This window comes from Pseudoalteromonas sp. SCSIO 43210 (genome assembly GCF_054133285.1).
The window spans coordinates 1,348,465-1,366,060 of the sequence record NZ_CP087225.1; the positions used below are offsets into that span (position 1 = coordinate 1,348,465).

Consider the following 17,596-nt stretch of genomic DNA (forward strand, 5'->3'; position numbering starts at 1 on the left):
AGTGCGTTTTAAATGTGGCTTATTATATGCTGCGTTAGCTTTGCTCGGCTTCTTTACATGCTTTAACTGCTGGTGCTACTAGCTCTAAACCAGTTTTATCACACGGCGGTAAAGCAGCATCGCTTACACTAATAGGCGTTACACGTTCGCCCCATTTTATGTAACTTGCAGCCCATGTAAGGCCTGCACCAAATGCTGCAGACATAATGTTTGAATGCGGTTTAATTAACCCTTGCTCAACGGCTTCACATAACGCAATAGCAATAGTCGCAGCAGAGGTATTACCATACTCACCAATGTTAACCATTACTTTTTCGTCAGGTACTTTTAAGCGATGCTGAATAGCCTGAATAATACGTAAGTTAGCTTGGTGTGGAACGAGTACATTAATGTCGTCAAGGCTTAAGTTGGCCTGTTTCAGTACGTCGTCGCAAGCTTCACTCATACCTTTTACAGCACGTTTAAAAATTTCACGACCTTCAAATAATAAATCAGATGGACCAATTGGCTCATACTTATTTAAATCGCTACCAAAGTTGGTGATGTGTAAAATATCGCGGTCTTCGCTGTCACAACCGGTTTTGGTACCAAGTAGACCAGCTGGGGTATCTGCCGCTTCAAGTACTACTGCACCTGCGCCATCGCCAAATAAAACAGCGCTGTCGCGACGTGCCCAGTTTACGTACCAGGTCATACGCTCAGCGGCAATGACGACTGCTTTTTTAATCATACCCGCTTGAATTTGTGCTGTTGCAGCTTGCAACGCATATAAAAAGCCCGAGCATGCAGCGTTTGTATCCATTGCGGCAGCGCCTGTTGCACCAATATTTTTTTGCACTTGTGAGGCGGTATTTGCCACAACAGTAGAAGGTGTACAGGTTGCTAATATCACTAAATCAATATCTTTAGGATCAACGCCTGCGCACGCAATAGCATGCTTAGCAGCAACAGTTGCCAGCTCGGCGGTACTTACATGGCTCACTCGGCGAGATTTAATGCCTGTACGCGTGGTTATCCACTCGTCGGTGGTATCAACTATTTCACTAATTTCATCGTTGCTAATGCTTGCTGGTGGAATGCATTTACCCCAACCAGTGATATGTGCGTAAGGCATAGTATGTTCTCTTAAGGTGGTCTGACATGTGTTAATTATGGGGGAGTTATACCAAAAAACGGCTTTCAAGACTAGTTTATAGCATGCTTTGTATCGTAAATATTCGCAATTACAGGTTATTTAAGGTAATGCTAGTATAAAAAAGGAGCAAGTATGAAAACAACACTAATAACAACATTCACTGCAATAACGCTGGCATTAATAGCAAATGGGGCTTTTGCTCAACAGCATAAAATTATTTATGCGGGCAGTTTACTTGCATCCGAGGATCAAAAAGTAAAAACAGAGCAAACGTTAGTCATAACAGATAATACAATAACAGCCATTAAAAACGGCTACCTCACAAAAGCAGAACTTAACCTACCTGATGCCGATATTATCAATCTTAAAAATCAATTTGTAATGCCTGGTCTTATTGATATGCATGTTCACGTTACGTTTGAGCGAGATGCTAAAGCAAATCCTCACCGTTGGGCAACAGAATACGATGCGGATTATGCTTTGCGCTCAATTAAATATTTACAACGTACGCTCGATGCGGGTTTTACATCAGTGCGAGATTTAGGTAGCGATCACAAAGTAATATTTCCGCTAAAACGCGCTATTGAGCGAAATGATATTAACGGCCCTCGCATTTTTGCAGCGGGTAATACAATATCGCCTACCGGTGGACACGCAGATATGCACGGATATCGAAAAGATATTACAGATGCGGTTACAGGCGGGATTGGTATTTGTAATGGCGCGGATGATTGTAGCCGTGCGGTACGCGAGGTAATTAAAAGTGGTGCTGATGTAATTAAAATTACTGCCACGGGTGGAGTACTAAGTAATACCGCTGCTGGTGTTAACCAACAACTTACAGATGCAGAGCTGGTTGCAATAGTTGATACGGCTCACCACTTAGGGCGTAAAGTTACAGCCCATGCACACGGTACACAAGGTATAAAAGCGGCCTTAAAAGCCGGTGTGGATTCTATTGAGCATGGCTCTTATTTAGATAAAGAGGCAATAAAGTTATTTAAAAAAACGGGGGCTTATTTAGTACCGACGCTTTTAGCGGGGGCAACGGTCAGTGAAGAGGTGCTTACAAACCCAAATATGCCACCGGCAATAGCCGACAAAGTGCGTGAAGTGACTCCAAAAATGCAGGCTTCGTTTAAACTTGCACTGAAAAACAAGGTTAATATAGCTTTTGGAACAGACTCTGGGGTGTCGCGTCATGGGCTTAATGCTAACGAATTTAGTTTAATGGTAAACAATGGTATGAGCGAAGCCCAAGCTATTAAATCAGCAACCATACATGCAGCTAAACTGCTGGGGCAAAGCGCACTCATTGGCGACTTGAGTGTTGGTAAACAAGCAGATATTATCAGTGTGAATGGCTCACCGCTTAAAAATATCGACGTACTTAAAAACGTACAATTTGTTATGAAAGCTGGGCAAGTTTATAAACAATAGGGAAGGTTATGAGCAGCAAAATAAAAGTGTCGTTGTTTAATCATTTGATTGACGCTGAGCGCCAGTTACTAGACCCAGAAGTTCGCCAATCTGAGCGCGCATTAGATGCTTTACTCGATGATGAATTTATCGAAATTGCTGCCAATGGCACTACATTTAATAAATACCAAGTACTAACTCGTTTACCTACCGAGGTTGTGCCACAGTTTTATAATCAGCATTTTAAGGGCCGAATGCTGAGCGATGATGTAGTGCAACTTAGTTATCAAGCAGCTTATAGGCGCTCTGCTCGCGCTGAGTTTAATTATTCATTGCGTATGTCGCTTTGGCGGCAAACTAACGGGCAATGGAAAATGGTGTTTCACCAAGGAACGCCTTGTGCACCTTTTTCAATTTCGATGGATGATGATTAAAAATCACATAACCGTTAAAATAACCTTATTAAACATTTGATTGGGCAATTACCTCTTGTTAATGCGTACCGACCCCACCATTAGTCGACTATTAATGCTGCGAAGCGGCGCTATTGCCGTGCAATTAATTGCGGTGCTTAGCGTTTATTTTTTATTAGAACATCAAATTGCATTACTGCCTTTACTTATTGTTATTGCCGTTGAGGCTGTGTTTCAGCTTATTAGCCTATTTGCTTATCGAAATGTAAGCCGTGCTAAACCTTTGGGTATGTTGATGCAGTTAACCGCTGATGTATTATTTTTAACGGTTTTGCTATCGCTAAGCGGCGGTGCGACCAATGCATTTGTATCACTGTTATTGCTCCCGATAATGATCGCTGCTGTTACGCTGCGAGAAAAAGGATTAGCTTATATTGCGGTATTAGCCATTGCCGCATACAGTTTTTTACTTATAAAGATGCCCGATCACAGTATGCATCAAATGAATATGAGTGGTCATTTTATTGGCATGTGGGTTAATTTTGTTTTAAGTGCCAGCGTAATTGCACTTGTTATTGGCGCAATGAGCAGGGCACTTAAAGAGCGAGAGCGAATTATTGCAAACGTGCGTGAAAAACAATTGCGTAATGAACAGCTTGTTACCCTTGATGGGGCCGCAGCACAAATAACCCATCAACTAGCGACCCCAATTGCAAACTTACAGTTACTGTTTGAAGAGTTATTAGAAGATCAACCAAACAACCCTATTGTTAAGCACATGCAAGCGCCGCTTACTCAGTGCAGTACACAACTTAACGACTTTAGAAAGCTCTCAAGGCAGTTACGCCTTAAAAATTCACAAGAGCATGTAACGGCAAAGCAGCTGCAAACACAAATTACAGATACACTTTTACTGCAATACCCTGATCAACAAATTAAATGGATTACGCCACCTATTGCGGCAACGCTATTGAGTGATGCGATGTTATTGCCTGCTATTTTAAATTTATTGCAAAACGCCGCGCTAGCTAATCAAAAACAAGGCCAAACTCAATTAGAGTTGAGTTGGCAGCAAGATAACTTACATAGTGAATGCGTTTACTTGTTAATTCGCGATTTTGGCCGTGGCTTTTCATCATCGCAATTAGCAGAGCTTGGCGGGCAACTTATGCCAAGCGATCAGGGAATGGGGCTTGCTGTGCTTTTATCAAACGTTACTTTTGAGCGTTTAAATGGCTCACTTACTTTGTTTAACCATGCTGATGGCGGCGCTGTCGCCAAAGTTAAACTCGCTATTGTAAACACTGAGGATAACGCCTCATGAAGTTACTTATAATTGAAGACGACATTAATTTAGCCTGCACACTGGCAAGGCGCTTAACTAAACAAGGCTTTACCTGCGAGGTGGCGCATAACCAAAGTGATGCGTTACTTACCGCGCGTAAACTATTGCCCGACTTTATTTTATTAGACATGAAACTAGGTGACGATAACGGACTTGCACTCATAAAGCCGCTGCGTAGTTTGCTCCCCCAAACTCATATTGTTTTACTAACTGGGTTTGCAAGTATTGTAACCGCAGTAGAGGCAATGCGGTTAGGCGCAAACGATTACCTTACTAAGCCGGTTGATATGGCAACATTATTAAAAGCGCTTAACACCGAGCCTGTGGCATCGGCATCGAATGTTATTGATGATGCGGTTATGTCGCCAGAGCGTTTAGAGTGGGAGCATATTCAACAAGTATTACACAGTAATAATGGCAATGTGTCGGTTACCGCGAGGCAACTTAATATGCATAGACGTACTTTGCAGCGCAAGTTACAAAAAAAGCCGGTGCAGCAGTAATTTAGTACTTAATTTAAGGAAAGTGTTATGAGCGATGATGCAGCTATATTAATGCAAAATCAAAAAATTATTTTATTTGATGCGCAATGTAAGCTTTGCAGCGCGTGGTGTAACTTTATTATTACTCACGACACTAATACTATTTTTAAATTATGCAGCGTGCAATCTCCAAAAGGGGAACTGTTGTTAACGCATTTTGGTTTTTCAACAATTGAATATGCTTCAATGGTTTACCTAGAAAACGGCAAAGCGTATACGCAAAGCCATGCTTTTTTTAACGTTGTTAAGCAGCTAGGTTACCCATATAAGCTAGTAAACGTATTTAGTATTTTGCCAAATAGGTTTAATAATTGGTTATACGATAGGGTTGCTTTGAATAGGTATACCTTATTTGGTAAATATCAGTATTGCAGAATTCCCAACCCAGAGGATGCTAAACATTATTTATAAATTAGTGGTTAATACACTGCAGTATAAGTAGATGCTAGGTTTATGAGGTTGTGTTAAAATCGCCGCGTTTAATTTTAGCTAACGGTATAAAAGGCTTTTTTCATGGCAAACACAGCACATGCACTTCACATTTTGGTTAAGCACAAAGAGATTGCAGAAGATATTATTAAGCAATTAGGTAAAGGTGCAAAGTTTCAAACCTTAGCTAAAAAGTATTCGTCATGCCCATCGGGTAAAAAAGGCGGTGACTTAGGTGAATTTAGACGCGGACAAATGGTCCCACAGTTTGACAAAATTGCGTTTAAAGGCGCAATTTTAGAGCCACACCTAGTTAAAACAAAATTCGGCTGGCATGTAATTAAAGTACTTTATCGCACGTAATAAAATGATTTTTTGGTATTTACGCGTTGTGATTGCTTGTATATGGGAGATGACCACATCGCTGTAAATTTAACCTTTGAAGATAAACACGCGCTAACCTAAAATTTTGGGTTGTTTACTATTATAAAGTATTAAAAAAAACCGCATTTTATATCTACGCGGTTTTTAACTAATTAAATTATTGATTACTTAACTGGTAATTCGATATCTGCAAATAATTTATCTACATCATCTTGGTTACGCAATAAACTTGCTCGTTCAACACGTTCTTTTGTTAGGTGCGGTGCAAAACGCTCAATGAAGTCATACATATAAGTGCGTAAAAAACTGCCTTTTCTAAATCCAATTTTAGTGGTACTTGCCTCAAATAAATGGCTCGCATCAATACAGACTAAATCGGTATCACTTATTTGATCTATTGCCATTGAAGCGACTACACCGACCCCTAACCCTAGACGAACATAGGTTTTAATTACATCAGCATCGGTTGCTGTAAATACAATATGGGGTTCAAGACCATGTGCACTAAATGCTTTATCTAGTTCTGAGCGACCCGTAAAGCCAAATACGTAAGTAATGAGCGGATATTGCGCTATGTCGGCAACAGTTAAATTATTTACTTTTTTCGCAAGAGGATGGTCTTTTGCAACAACAATACTGCGATTCCAGTGATAGCATGGCAACATAACCAAATCTGAATAAAGATGAAGTGCCTCAGTCGCAATTGCAAAATCAGCGTCGCCACGAGCAGCTGCGTCTGATATTTGTTGTGGTGTACCTTGGTGCATATGGAGTGAAACCGCAGGATATTTCTTCATAAATCCTTGAATAACACTCGGAAGAGCGTAGCGGGCTTGCGTGTGAGTTGTTGCAATATTAAGCTTACCTTGATCTGGTAATGTATGCTCATTTGCAACCGCTTTTATGCCTTCTACTTTGGAAAGTATTTCTCGGGAAATATTAATTATTTCTTCGCCAGCGCCCGTCACATGGGTTAAATGTTTACCGCTGCGGCCAAAAATTTGTACACCCAACTCATCTTCTAACATACGTACTTGTTTAGAAATACCAGGTTGAGAGGTAAATAAACTTTCAGCAGTTGCTGAAACATTTAATTTATGATTTTGTACTTCTACGATATATCTGAGTTGTTGTAATTTCATAGCTGCATATTTTAACGTTGTTATTCATATAATTTATAAAGGTAATACGTGTTAAACCCAAGCGTTTTTAATTTTAAAATTCACCTTGAGTTTTAGGCATACACATTTATCTGTTTGGGATCTAAGGCTAGCACAATAAATATGCTTCAGATAGCAATGATTATCCGAGATAATCTTATAATAGGTCCTCCTTGTAATGCTTTTTTAGCATATTTATAAGTTAAACAGCGCAAAGCTACCCTGTTAGTATATATTTAATGTAAGATTAAAAAATTAGATATGAATCCGAGAATTACACTATGATCGTTTCAATTATTATTGTGCTCATAGTCGCACTTATTGTGATTGCGCTTTGGGTAAGTGCTGTACAGCAACACAAAGAGAAACAAGAAGGCGAACGTCGCAAAGAGCTTACAAAGCAAAAGGCGATAATAGAAGAGACTGAAGAGGCACTTGTGAATAGCGCCAACATACCTTTGTCCGAACCTATTATTCGCGTACTACAACGCCGTGTTTATGAAGCGCTGAAAACTATGGTGGCAAATTCCACTGGTTCAAAGGCGCTTAAAAATAGGTTAAGTGAAGCAAAAGAGCATCTTACGCAACCTGTTCAAGGCAATAATAATGACTCGCTGTCTTTACCGAGTAACGACAAACAGCTTGTAAGTCTTATCCAAGGTATAAAAAAATTACGCATAGTGTTACGCTCAGAACACAATAAAGGGCGAGTTGATAGCCAAGTGTTTACGGTTGAAGATAAACGATTAGAAAAGCTTCAACTTCGTATCAATATAGAAAGCCAAATAAAACGCGGTTTATCAGCACGTTCGGCAAACATGGTAGGTTCTGCTAGGCAATATTTTGAAAAAGCCCAAGTTACTCTTAACGGAGTGACTTATTCAGATGAATATGTTTCAGCTAAACGTCAAGAAGTGGAAGGTTATCTAGAAGCAATTAGTGTAGAGCTTCGAGCATCAAATGCTAATGCGCTTAAAAAGAAAAACGAACAAGAGCAGGACGACTTGGATATATTATTTGCTCCTAAAAAGAAATGGTAAATATGTGTTATCAGCGATAAGCATCCTTTCATCTTAAATTGTTATTTGAAAGCCAGAAACTTTCTGGCTTTTTATATTTTTATTTCAGCCTACCCCTCAGCTAAAATGCTTGATTAGCTTGTCGTGTTGTTACAGGTAATCGGTACTCGAATGATAAATCTAACACCCATCCTAATTTTCTTAGCGAAGAACGGAGTAAAAAAGATGAAATCTTTGCCAAAAAGATTAAATTTAGTGGCACAGTTTTGTGGTTAAATTAAGATGGCTGTCATCCTAATTTTGGTGGGGCGTTTTTAGGTTCCAATATGGGCAGAATATGAAAAATGGGAGGGGGTAAGTCATGTTGATTTTTAGACTTTACATATTGTTCAGTTTTTTTCTATTAGTGTCATGTGGAGCGGATAAAAATTACGAACGTATAAGAGATAATTTAATTTTAGAAAGTGAAAATATAGCTTCTAAAATAGTTTCTAATAATCATAAAGAATTAATTGCAATATTGAAATATTTAAAAGAAAACCCAAATGAATATATAGCAGGAAGCAACTTTCCCTTAGTCAGTAGTGATTTAAAAAAAATCGATTTGGAGCTATATGAGATCACTAAGGTAGCAAATGAAATTGGGGTTTTATCTGGAAAAAGAAACTCATATGGGATTTATGGTTTAGAGGTTATTAGAAAAGATAACAAAGACTTTAAGTTTACCTATGCTATAGCGAGCAAGAGTAAGGATAATATAGATAAAAATACCTTCATAAGCGCTTGTAACCCTATTTCTAAAGAGGGCCTATGCTTACATAAAAAAAGTGATAATTTTTATTTTATTTATAGCTTCAAGAAAAAGTAAATAATAGAGTTAGATTTTTTGTCTTTAGGTGATAAAAAATAATGATGACACCCTGCATAATTTTATGTGGTGAAAATCATTTACGGGAACCGAAGAGGATGGGTTGAAGTTAAGTCCTTTATACTACTGTGAATAATAACACCTCCTTTATTACTGTATGTTGACGATAAAAAAATAACGTTAACATCCATCCTAATTTTCTTAGCGAAGAACGGAGTAAAAAAGATGAAATCTTTGCCAAAAAGGTTAAATTTAGTGGCACAGTTTTGTGGTTAAATTAAGATGGCTGTCATCCTAATTTCTTGTATGGGGTACGTTGGAGTTGAAGCTTCAGCTACCATTGGAACTGCTGAAGGCTATATGAGTTATAGTTATCCTGTAGTAGAAAATTTTAACGTAATAAGCAGTGCTTTCATAGAGTCGTTTTATAATCAGTCTAAGGGACCGCTGGGGGATTAATTGAGTAAGTTTTTATTTTTTATATTGTTAGTAGTATTTTTTTGCCATCAAGCAAAGGGTAATTGTAGTGAGAATGTTACTTTAGAGTTGATAAAGGATGATATTGACGCACAACAGGAACTCGAATGGAAAGATGTTTCTAATATACTAGAACAAGGGATATTGCAGAATGACAGCACTGCGTATTTTCTGTCTGGTTACATTTTATATTTGGGAGCATACAACCAAAATCCAGATTATAAAGAAGCTAGAAAAATGCTTTCAATTTCATCGGATTTAGGGAATATAAGAGCAAAGCATATTCTGGGTAGTTTTTTAATTACAAGTGAAAAAGCAGAAGATGTATATAAAGGTACCAAGCTACTAGAGTTATCTTTTGAGGAAGGTATTTTAGATTCTAGTGTAAATTTATATTATGCATATCAACTTGGAAAATATGGTGATATTGCTTTTCTAAAAAATTCCTTACGTAAAGCATCTGATGTGGGTGATGATGAGGCTGCTATATTATTCGGTCAATTGACTTTAGATGAAGCAATGAAAAAGAATGATTCAGAATCACTATTTAAAATGGTTTCTTATCTATCAAACAGAGCTGATAAGCAAGGTTTTTCAAATGATATGTATAAGAACTTATATTATCTTTTTTTTGGAGTATACGGCCTGCGAGACTCTCCGTTAAAAAATAGTATTTATGCGGATTATTATTTAAAAAAAGCGGCTGAAAATGGACATGAATATGCAATAAAAATACTTAATGAAAATAAATAGGTCCAGGTCTCTTTTTGCTTTTTTGTTATAATAGTTATTTTTACTGGTTCAATTGTTGCTGTTGGTAAAGGTAGTGTTAGTGAGGAAATCACAAATATTACCAGCATTAGTTCTGGGATACTTGTACGCATTAATGCGAAAAAATTAACGTGACACCCATCTTAATTTTAGGCTTGTCTGCGCCCACTTATATACCAGTAAAACATCAGTTCAAATACCACAGAATTACAGGAGTATAGGTTGATTATGTCCCTTGGTAACATACGATTAGTAAAATATATTGTCCCAATACTTTTACTGTGTGCAAATAATGTCTGGTCTTGCTCAAAGTATGCAGAGATGGTTCAAACGGCTGACTTGAGTGAGGTCGGCGAACTTGCCCGACGAGAATTGGGACATGAACTTATGAGGGAGTATGATTTCCCAAGTAAGGTATTGAAGAGACTGATGAATAATGAAATGGAATTTGAAAAAAGTAATATTTTTCATAAATATGGGGATGTTTTGCTTGATATGGCTGTTTATCGTTCAAACTATGAAGGTGTCAGGTATTTGCTAAGTAACGACATATCCTTATTTTCAAAACGGAGATTTATAGAAAGCCCAATATTTGTTGCTACAAGTGCTAAGGACAAAAAAATGTTAAAGTTACTATTAGAAATGACAAGCTCTGAACATACTCAATTGTTTAAAATGGCAAATAAATATATTGATTGTGCTAACTCTTTGTAAGGTTAAGTAGTTTCATAAAAAATTAACGTGGCACCCATCTTAATTAGGATAGTTTTGCTTGTTAAAAATAGGTGCCTGTCTTGCTTAATATCTACCACAGTTCGATAAGGTTGCATTTAAAGGCGAAATTTTAGAACCCCACCTAGTTAAAACCAAATTTGGCTGGCATGTAATTAAAGTACTTTATCGTACTTAGTTTATTTTTAAGTAAGAAGTAGTCTGCGCTATATAGAAGAAGGCTGCAATAAGCAGCCTTTTTTAGTTTTAAACTTTATTTGTATATTAAGCGTCTTGCTTGGCTTCTTCTTCACTAATTTGTTTTAGTGCTTGAATGAATGATTCGCTTGGTTGTCCGCCAGTAAGTGCATACTTATCGTTTATGATAAATGTAGGTACTGACGTAATACCCATTTGTTTAAAGTTGTCTTGCTCTTGGCGTACGTCTTGTACGTATTTGTCTGAATGTAGAATACCGCGCGCAGTTTCTTTATCAAGACCTACTTTTTCAACAACGTCGAGTAGTGCTTCTTCTTGATTTAAGTATTTTAAATCAGTGAAGTGCGCTTCAAAAAAGGCAAGTTTTAATTCGGTTTGCTTACCTTCTTCACGTGCCCACATTAATAAACGATGCAAATCAAAGCTGTTGATCATGATGCGTTTGCCATCAAAATTAAAGGTGAATCCAGCACGCTTTCCTGCTTCGAACATGTTTTTACGATTTTCGTCGCCTTGCTCTTCTGTTAGGTTGTACTTTTGCATTAAATGTTCGTTTAAGTCTTGACCTTCAATTGGCATATCTGGGTTTAGTTCAAAAGGATGCCACGTAATATCTGCGCTCATTTCGTCTTTGAGTTGCTCTAGTGCAGTTTCTAGGTTTTTATAACCCACTACACACCAAGGGCACATTACGTCTGAGACGATATCAATTTTAAAGTTTTTCATATTTATCCTTTTGAGGATTGCTTTGGTATAACAGGGGATATTGGGATGAACTGCACTTTATCAATACCAAACTAAAAAGAGCAGCTAAACAGCTGCTCTTGAAGGTATTCAGTTTTAAGCGTTAAGCCCAAATGGGTCGTCAATGCTATAACTTGGTTGTGTAAACCAATGAGGGCCGTTGTCGGTCATGTAAAAATGATCTTCTAAACGCACGCCAAATTCATCGGGTATAACTAACATTGGTTCGTTACTAAAGCACATGCCAGGGGCAAGTGGGGTTTTATCACCGCCAACTAAATATGGCCATTCATGAATGTCTAGCCCAATGCCGTGCCCCGTTCGATGCGGGCAACCCGGTGTTTGGTACTGCGGGCCTAGCCCTTGCGCTGCTAAATAGTTACGTGCGCCCGCGTCAACGTCTTCGCACGTAGCACCAATTTTAGCTGCATTAAATGCCGCCATTTGCGCTGCTTTTTCATGATCCCAAAACATACGTTGGCGCATTGTTGGTTCGCCAAATACATAGGTACGGGTTATATCTGATAGGTAATCGTGTACTTTACAGCCAGTATCAATTAGTACCATATCGCCTTTTTTAAGTATTTGGGCATCTTTAACACCGTGCGGGAAAGACGTTGCAACACCAAATAAAACAATACAAAAATAGTTACCTGGTGCACCTACTTTTTGGTGTGCTTGCTTAATAAAAGCTTCTACTTCGGTGGTGGTTATTCCCTCATAAAGCATGCTTGCTGTGGCTTGATGTACGGCTAAGGTCATGTCCATCGCGCGTTGCATTAAGCTAAGTTCATGAACTGATTTATGCATACGGCAATGCGCCGTTACAGGTTGTGCATTTATGAGGGTTAAACCCATTTGTGCTTTATTAATGCCGTCGAATATAAAAAATTGTGCGCTTTCATCAATGCCAATAGTTGCGTTTTCATTAATGTTTAACTTTTTTAATACTTCGACAAAAAGTGCATAAGGATTTTCGTGCTCTTGCCACCCATGAATAGGCCCATCTATTACTTTAAACCCGTTTAGTGAACCAATTTCGAAATAAGGCGCAATGTATTGTACTTCACCAAGGGCGGGTAATATCGCGCCAACCATACGTTCGCTCGCGTACCATTTCATGCCTGTAAAGTAGGTAAGGTTGGTGCCAGCGTTTAAATAAATTGCATCTATGTTGTTTGCTAGCATATACGCTTGAGCCTTGGCTATGCGCTCTAAATGTTCGTCAGCTGCGATAGGGGTCAGCGTTTGCGTCATGTTACTTAGGCTTGCCAGCGCTTGCTCGCTTGATTGTGTACCTATACCTATGGTGGTCATGTTTTTCTCCTTGGATTTTTAGCTAGTGTGATTAATACCAAGGTAAAATTCAATGTTATGCGATAAGAGGCTATTAGTTTATAGCCTCTTAAAATGGCATATTATTTTTTAGCGTAAGGTAAACGCGTGAGTTTATTACTTGTGTGGTAGCTATCAAGCCCGGTTACTGCCACCGTTTCAATAGCCTGTAAATCTAAAAAGCCATCACTTTGAAGTGCTACTTCATCTAAATACACATCAGTGATTTCACCGATTACAAGCTCTGTGCCATTGATGGCTAAATGTTGGTTTTCTACAAATTTAACCGAGTACTTTAAGCGGCTTTCTTTAACAAAAGGCGCTGCAAAGTCGTTTAAGTATTCGGGCGTTAACCCCGTCGTATCAAACTCAGACTCATTTTTATCGTAACGAGCTGAAGTTTGATGGGCTTGCTTATAAATCGCTTTATTAACCTGGTTAATGGTGTAACTACCTGTTTCGATTATGTTTTCGAACGTATGTCGAGGCGCGCTATTTGGTCGCATTATCATGCCAACTAGCGGAGGGTGAGCACCTAAATGAATAACAGAGCTAACAATGGCGAGATTAGTATTGCCTTGTTTGTCTTGCGTGCCAATTAAGTTGGCGCTTTTAAAACCCGAAAGCGAATTAATTAAATGAGTACGGGTGTGTTTTTCAAGTGCGTTTATGCGCTCTTTAGTAAAATGCATTAAAGGTCCTTACCACGGTATAGTTTCGCCTTGCCAATCTAAGTAGGCAGGCTCACCATTGAGTTCTAAATGAGGGTTATTAAAAGTAAGTGTAAAAAGCTGCTTAGCTACAAATTCAGCTGTAAAGAGTTTTCCTGCGGGTACGTTTTTTTGAAATGGCTTTGAAAGCGCAGTATCAGTAGTCCCTGGGTGAAATAAAACGAGCTTGGTATTTTTAGCTCGGCGTGCAAGCTCAATCGCTGCGGTTTTAAATAGCATGTTAAGCGCAGCCTTGGAGGCGCGATACGTATACCAACCGCCTAATTTATTGTCGTTAATGCTGCCCACACGCGCACTGAGTGCTGTAATAGTACACTGCGTTTTATGTGTTAAAAGCGGCAAAATACTCTGCAAGCAAAGTAGGGGAGTTAGGGTGTTTGAATTTAGAAGTTGGCTAAAATAATCAGCGTCTAAATCCTCCAGCTTTTTTTCGGGCATATGAGTTTCGTTGTGCAGTGTACCATTGAATATAATAACTTGTTGTATATCGGCATTTTGCGCTTTTAGGTAATTAGTAACGCGCGCTAAACTTTGTTTTGTGTAGTCAGTATGCAGGTGGACAACACTTGAGTCAGATTCAATACTTTTTGAACTAATACAAACGATCTGATGAGTAGGCGTGTTTATTTGTAGATGTTCTATATATGCATTTGCTATGGCACTGCTTGCGCCGAATAAAACAATGGTTTTCATTTATCACCTTTTGCTTTTAGTCCACATTGGCCGTTACTGCACTGAGTATTTGGCATTAAAAAGCGACTGATGGGGTGCCGATACTTAGCAAATAACAGGTATCCGCAGTCAGCGAAAAAGCGAATTATTGGCAAGCGAAAAATTTTCAACCAGCCGTGTTTACCCACTAATTTCCATGCTTCGTACGTTACATCAAGCCCGTAAATCATTTCACCTGATAGCTTTTGAGCTTGCAGATAAGTCATTGCTTGGTCTTTATCAATATACGAGTAGCGCTCACTAAAGTCGCTCGCGTTAAGATCTTCAAGCGTAATTAGATTTTTAGAATCAGCGTGTTTTAGTTGCTGCATTTCGGTGCTGCAAAGGGGGCAGTTACCATCGTAAAAAATTATCATGTGGGTGCTTTGTGATTATTTTATATATATTTTTTTACGACAAGACATTGCAAATGGATCTATTAAATATCCCTACATGATGATATTAATAGTGCCCTACGAAATAAAGGAGAATGAGAAATGAGTGAACAATACGCCGCCTTGCGAGGTAATGTAAATTTATTAGGGCAACTTCTAGGACAAACAATTAAAGATGCTCAAGGCCAAGCTATTTTAGATAAAGTAGAAGAAATTCGGGCTTTATCTAAATCATCTCGCAGTGGTAATGAAGACGACAGACAAGCGCTAATAGATGTTTTACATGCGCTTAGTGATGAAGAGCTTTTGCCGGTTGCCCGTTCATTTAATCATTTTTTAAACCTTGCTAATGTAGCAGAACAATTTCATACCGTTTCGCGTTTTAATGACGTTGGCCTTGGTCAACAAAACCCTCTCACTCAAACATTAAAAACGTTAGTTACAAAAGCAGAACAAGGCCAGCTAGATAGTAATCATTTGGCCGAAACACTCTCAAAACTCCACATAAACTTAGTATTAACCGCTCACCCAACCGAGGTGACGCGCCGTACTATCATTAATAAACATGTTGAACTAAGTGATTGCTTAGCGTCGCTTGAGCGAAAAGATAACTTACCGCTAGAGCGAGATGCTATTTTAAATCGTATTGAACAGCTTATTAGTCAGGCTTGGCATACCGACGACATTCGTCGCTCTCGCCCAACGCCAGTTGATGAAGCTAAATGGGGTTATGCGGTAATCGAAAACAGTCTATGGCACGCTGTTCCGCGCTTTTTACGTGAATTTTCAGCCAATGTTAAAGAGCAATTGAACTTAGATCTACCAAAAGATTACAGCCCGATTGAGTTCACATCTTGGATGGGTGGAGACCGTGATGGAAATCCATTTGTAACATCGCAGGTTACAGCAGAAGTGCTTGACCATGGTCGTTGGATGGCGCTTAACTTATATATTCAAGATTTAAAAACGTTATGCGCTGAACTCTCTATGTCAGATGCCAGTGATGAGCTTATTGAGTTGGCAGGTCAAGACTTTGAACCATACAGAGCGGTGATCAAAAAGCTTAAAAACCAAGTTGCAGAAACAGTAGCTCATCTTGGCGCTAAAATTAAAAATAAGCGTAGCGATTCACAAGATTTAATTACCGATATTAATCAGCTTAAACACCCTGTAGAGGTCTGCTATCGCTCGTTATTAAAGTGTAATATGAAAGTCGTTGCTGATGGCTTATTGCTTGATTTACTGTACCGTATTAATAGCTTTGGCTTGCGTTTAGCTAAACTCGATGTGCGCCAAGATTCGTCTCGCCACAGCGATGTGTTTTCAGAGCTGACGCGTTATTTAGGTTTAGGCGACTACAACCAATGGCAAGAGCAAGACAAACAAGCTTTTTTACTTACTGAGCTTAACTCTCGCAGACCGCTTATTCCAAAACATTGGCAACCAAGCCCTGATGTTCAAGAAGTGCTAGACACCTTTGATGTGATTGCTAAGCAAGACGAACAAACATTTGGCTTGTATATTATTTCGATGGCGCGAACAGCATCAGACATTTTAGCAGTACAATTATTGCTAAAAGAAAGCGGCTGTAGCTTTGATTTACCAGTAGCACCGTTGTTTGAAACACTCGACGATTTAAACGCAGGCAGTGATGTAATTACTACATTACTTGATAATGTTTGGTATCGCGGGCACATTAAAAACACCCAAAATGTAATGATTGGTTACTCTGATTCTGCTAAAGATGCCGGCATGATGGCAGCAGGTTGGGCCCAGTACGAAGCAATGGATAAGCTAGTACAGCTTGCTGATGCTCGTGGTATTGAGCTTGTTTTATTCCACGGACGTGGTGGCACAGTAGGGCGTGGTGGGGCACCTGCTGCACAAGCGCTGCATTCACAACCGCCAGGTTCGTTAAAAGGGGGGTTGCGTGTAACCGAGCAAGGCGAGATGATCCGCTTTAAATTTGGTTTACCCGATGTAGCACTGCAAAGCTTAAATATTTACGCAGGCGCGGTACTACAAAGTAACTTATTACCGCCGCCGGAGCCAAAACCGCAGTGGCGCGAAGTAATGAAGCTAATAAGTGAGGAGTCGTGTGAACACTACCGTAATGTAGTTCGCCACGATGAAAACTTTGTACCTTACTTTAGAATGGCAACACCTGAGCTTGAGTTGTCTAAGTTACCGCTTGGCTCGCGTCCTGCAAAACGTAATCCTAATGGTGGCGTTGAAAGCCTGCGTGCTATTCCATGGATTTTTGCGTGGAGCCAAAACCGTTTAATGCTACCTGCATGGTTAGGTGCGTTAACTGGCTTAAAAGCTGCGCTTAATAAGTACGGCGCAGAAACACTCAACGAAATGAGCTTACAGTGGCCGTTCTTTAGATCGCGCCTAGAAATGTTAGAAATGGTATTTAGTAAAGCCGATTGCTGGTTGAGTGAGCATTACGATAATGCGCTGGTGGAAGATATGTACAAACCATTGGGTGTAACACTTCGTAAAGAGCTTCAAGAAGCGATTAGCTTGGTGCAATCACTTAGCCCACAAAAAAGCCTACTCGCCGAACAACCTTGGATTAAGGAGTCGATTAGTTTACGTAATCCTTACACCGATCCACTTAACCTATTACAGGTTGAGCTTTTACGCCGTGCTCGCTCAGAGGAAAAACGAAACGAAGGTGACATTGATAATGCGTTAATGATCACGATGACAGGTATAGCTGCAGGTATGCGTAATACCGGCTAACACTTTATTTTGTTAGGTATACCTATTAGTATTAAAAGGG

The 17,596-nt window shown here is 39.2% G+C and carries 18 protein-coding genes and 1 pseudogene; 12 read left to right on the forward strand and 7 right to left on the reverse strand.

Annotation, left to right across the window (positions count from 1 at the left end; translation table 11 throughout):
• Positions 1-34: 34 nt before the first annotated feature.
• The gene (locus LOS73_RS05995; protein WP_007375579.1) at positions 35-1,114 is read right to left on the reverse strand and encodes a ketoacyl-ACP synthase III; all 1,080 of its coding nucleotides are present in this window, start codon (positions 1,112-1,114) and stop codon (positions 35-37) included.
• Positions 1,115-1,267: 153 nt separating this feature from the next.
• On the opposite strand from LOS73_RS05995, the gene LOS73_RS06000 reads away from it, so the two are divergent.
• From LOS73_RS06000 to LOS73_RS06025, 6 genes are all read left to right on the forward strand, one after another.
• Positions 1,268-2,575 (forward strand): amidohydrolase family protein, encoded by a 1,308-nt coding sequence (locus tag LOS73_RS06000; RefSeq protein WP_007375578.1) that lies wholly within the window; start codon positions 1,268-1,270, stop codon positions 2,573-2,575.
• Between the two features lie 8 nt (positions 2,576-2,583).
• Positions 2,584-2,988 (forward strand): nuclear transport factor 2 family protein, encoded by a 405-nt coding sequence (locus LOS73_RS06005; RefSeq protein WP_007375577.1) that lies wholly within the window; start codon positions 2,584-2,586, stop codon positions 2,986-2,988.
• Positions 2,989-3,049: 61 nt separating this feature from the next.
• The gene (locus LOS73_RS06010) at positions 3,050-4,291 is read left to right on the forward strand and encodes an ATP-binding protein (protein WP_204247256.1); all 1,242 of its coding nucleotides are present in this window, start codon (positions 3,050-3,052) and stop codon (positions 4,289-4,291) included.
• Complete coding sequence (locus tag LOS73_RS06015; RefSeq protein ID WP_033029748.1) at positions 4,288-4,815, forward strand: response regulator transcription factor; 528 nt, start codon at positions 4,288-4,290, stop codon at positions 4,813-4,815. Before LOS73_RS06010 ends, LOS73_RS06015 begins: the two co-directional genes overlap by 4 nt.
• Positions 4,816-4,842: 27 nt before the next feature.
• Positions 4,843-5,265, forward strand: a complete 423-nt coding sequence (locus tag LOS73_RS06020; protein WP_033029751.1) for a thiol-disulfide oxidoreductase DCC family protein — start codon at positions 4,843-4,845, stop codon at positions 5,263-5,265.
• Positions 5,266-5,367: 102 nt separating this feature from the next.
• Positions 5,368-5,646, forward strand: coding sequence for a peptidylprolyl isomerase (locus LOS73_RS06025; protein ID WP_002959014.1), 279 nt, complete (start codon positions 5,368-5,370; stop codon positions 5,644-5,646).
• Between the two features lie 185 nt (positions 5,647-5,831).
• On the opposite strand, the gene cysB is transcribed toward LOS73_RS06025, so the two are convergent.
• Positions 5,832-6,809, reverse strand: a complete 978-nt coding sequence (gene cysB, locus LOS73_RS06030) for an HTH-type transcriptional regulator CysB (protein WP_007375573.1) — start codon at positions 6,807-6,809, stop codon at positions 5,832-5,834.
• A gap of 299 nt (positions 6,810-7,108) precedes the next feature.
• Here cysB and LOS73_RS06035 point away from each other — a divergent pair, with 299 nt between their 5' ends.
• The 5 genes and pseudogenes from LOS73_RS06035 to LOS73_RS06055 all read left to right on the forward strand — a co-directional run.
• The gene (locus tag LOS73_RS06035; RefSeq protein WP_007375572.1) at positions 7,109-7,867 is read left to right on the forward strand and encodes a hypothetical protein; all 759 of its coding nucleotides are present in this window, start codon (positions 7,109-7,111) and stop codon (positions 7,865-7,867) included.
• Positions 7,868-8,207: 340 nt separating this feature from the next.
• Positions 8,208-8,714 (forward strand): hypothetical protein, encoded by a 507-nt coding sequence (locus LOS73_RS06040; RefSeq protein ID WP_457934674.1) that lies wholly within the window; start codon positions 8,208-8,210, stop codon positions 8,712-8,714.
• Between the two features lie 459 nt (positions 8,715-9,173).
• Positions 9,174-9,944 carry an SEL1-like repeat protein gene (locus LOS73_RS06045; protein WP_007375571.1) on the forward strand — a complete coding sequence of 257 codons (771 nt, stop codon included), beginning with the start codon at positions 9,174-9,176 and terminating at the stop codon, positions 9,942-9,944.
• Between the two features lie 246 nt (positions 9,945-10,190).
• Positions 10,191-10,676, forward strand: a complete 486-nt coding sequence (locus tag LOS73_RS06050) for an ankyrin repeat domain-containing protein (RefSeq protein ID WP_033029762.1) — start codon at positions 10,191-10,193, stop codon at positions 10,674-10,676.
• A gap of 91 nt (positions 10,677-10,767) precedes the next feature.
• Positions 10,768-10,872, forward strand: a pseudogene (locus tag LOS73_RS06055) (peptidylprolyl isomerase); the annotation flags it as partial.
• Positions 10,873-10,958: 86 nt separating this feature from the next.
• On the opposite strand, the gene LOS73_RS06060 reads toward LOS73_RS06055, so the two are convergent.
• The 5 genes from LOS73_RS06060 to LOS73_RS06080 all read right to left on the reverse strand — a co-directional run bounded on the left by LOS73_RS06060 (position 10,959) and on the right by LOS73_RS06080 (position 14,790).
• Entirely contained in the window at positions 10,959-11,618 is a 660-nt protein-coding gene (locus LOS73_RS06060) for a DsbA family oxidoreductase (protein ID WP_007375570.1), read from the reverse strand.
• Between the two features lie 114 nt (positions 11,619-11,732).
• On the reverse strand, positions 11,733-12,953 hold the full coding sequence (locus LOS73_RS06065; protein WP_033029765.1) for a M24 family metallopeptidase: 1,221 nt from the start codon (positions 12,951-12,953) through the stop codon (positions 11,733-11,735).
• A gap of 101 nt (positions 12,954-13,054) precedes the next feature.
• A complete protein-coding gene (locus tag LOS73_RS06070) occupies positions 13,055-13,663 on the reverse strand; it encodes a flavin reductase family protein (RefSeq protein ID WP_033029769.1) in 609 nt (202 codons plus the stop codon).
• Positions 13,664-13,672: 9 nt separating this feature from the next.
• Positions 13,673-14,395, reverse strand: coding sequence for an SDR family NAD(P)-dependent oxidoreductase (locus tag LOS73_RS06075; RefSeq protein ID WP_033029771.1), 723 nt, complete (start codon positions 14,393-14,395; stop codon positions 13,673-13,675).
• Positions 14,392-14,790: a thiol-disulfide oxidoreductase DCC family protein gene (locus tag LOS73_RS06080; RefSeq protein WP_007375566.1), complete on the reverse strand. Its 399-nt coding sequence runs from the start codon at positions 14,788-14,790 to the stop codon at positions 14,392-14,394. The genes LOS73_RS06075 and LOS73_RS06080 overlap by 4 nt, the downstream gene beginning before the upstream one ends.
• Positions 14,791-14,910: 120 nt before the next feature.
• Between LOS73_RS06080 and ppc the strand changes: the two genes are divergently transcribed.
• Positions 14,911-17,556: a phosphoenolpyruvate carboxylase gene (ppc, locus tag LOS73_RS06085; protein ID WP_033029776.1), complete on the forward strand. Its 2,646-nt coding sequence runs from the start codon at positions 14,911-14,913 to the stop codon at positions 17,554-17,556.
• Positions 17,557-17,596: the final 40 nt, after the last annotated feature.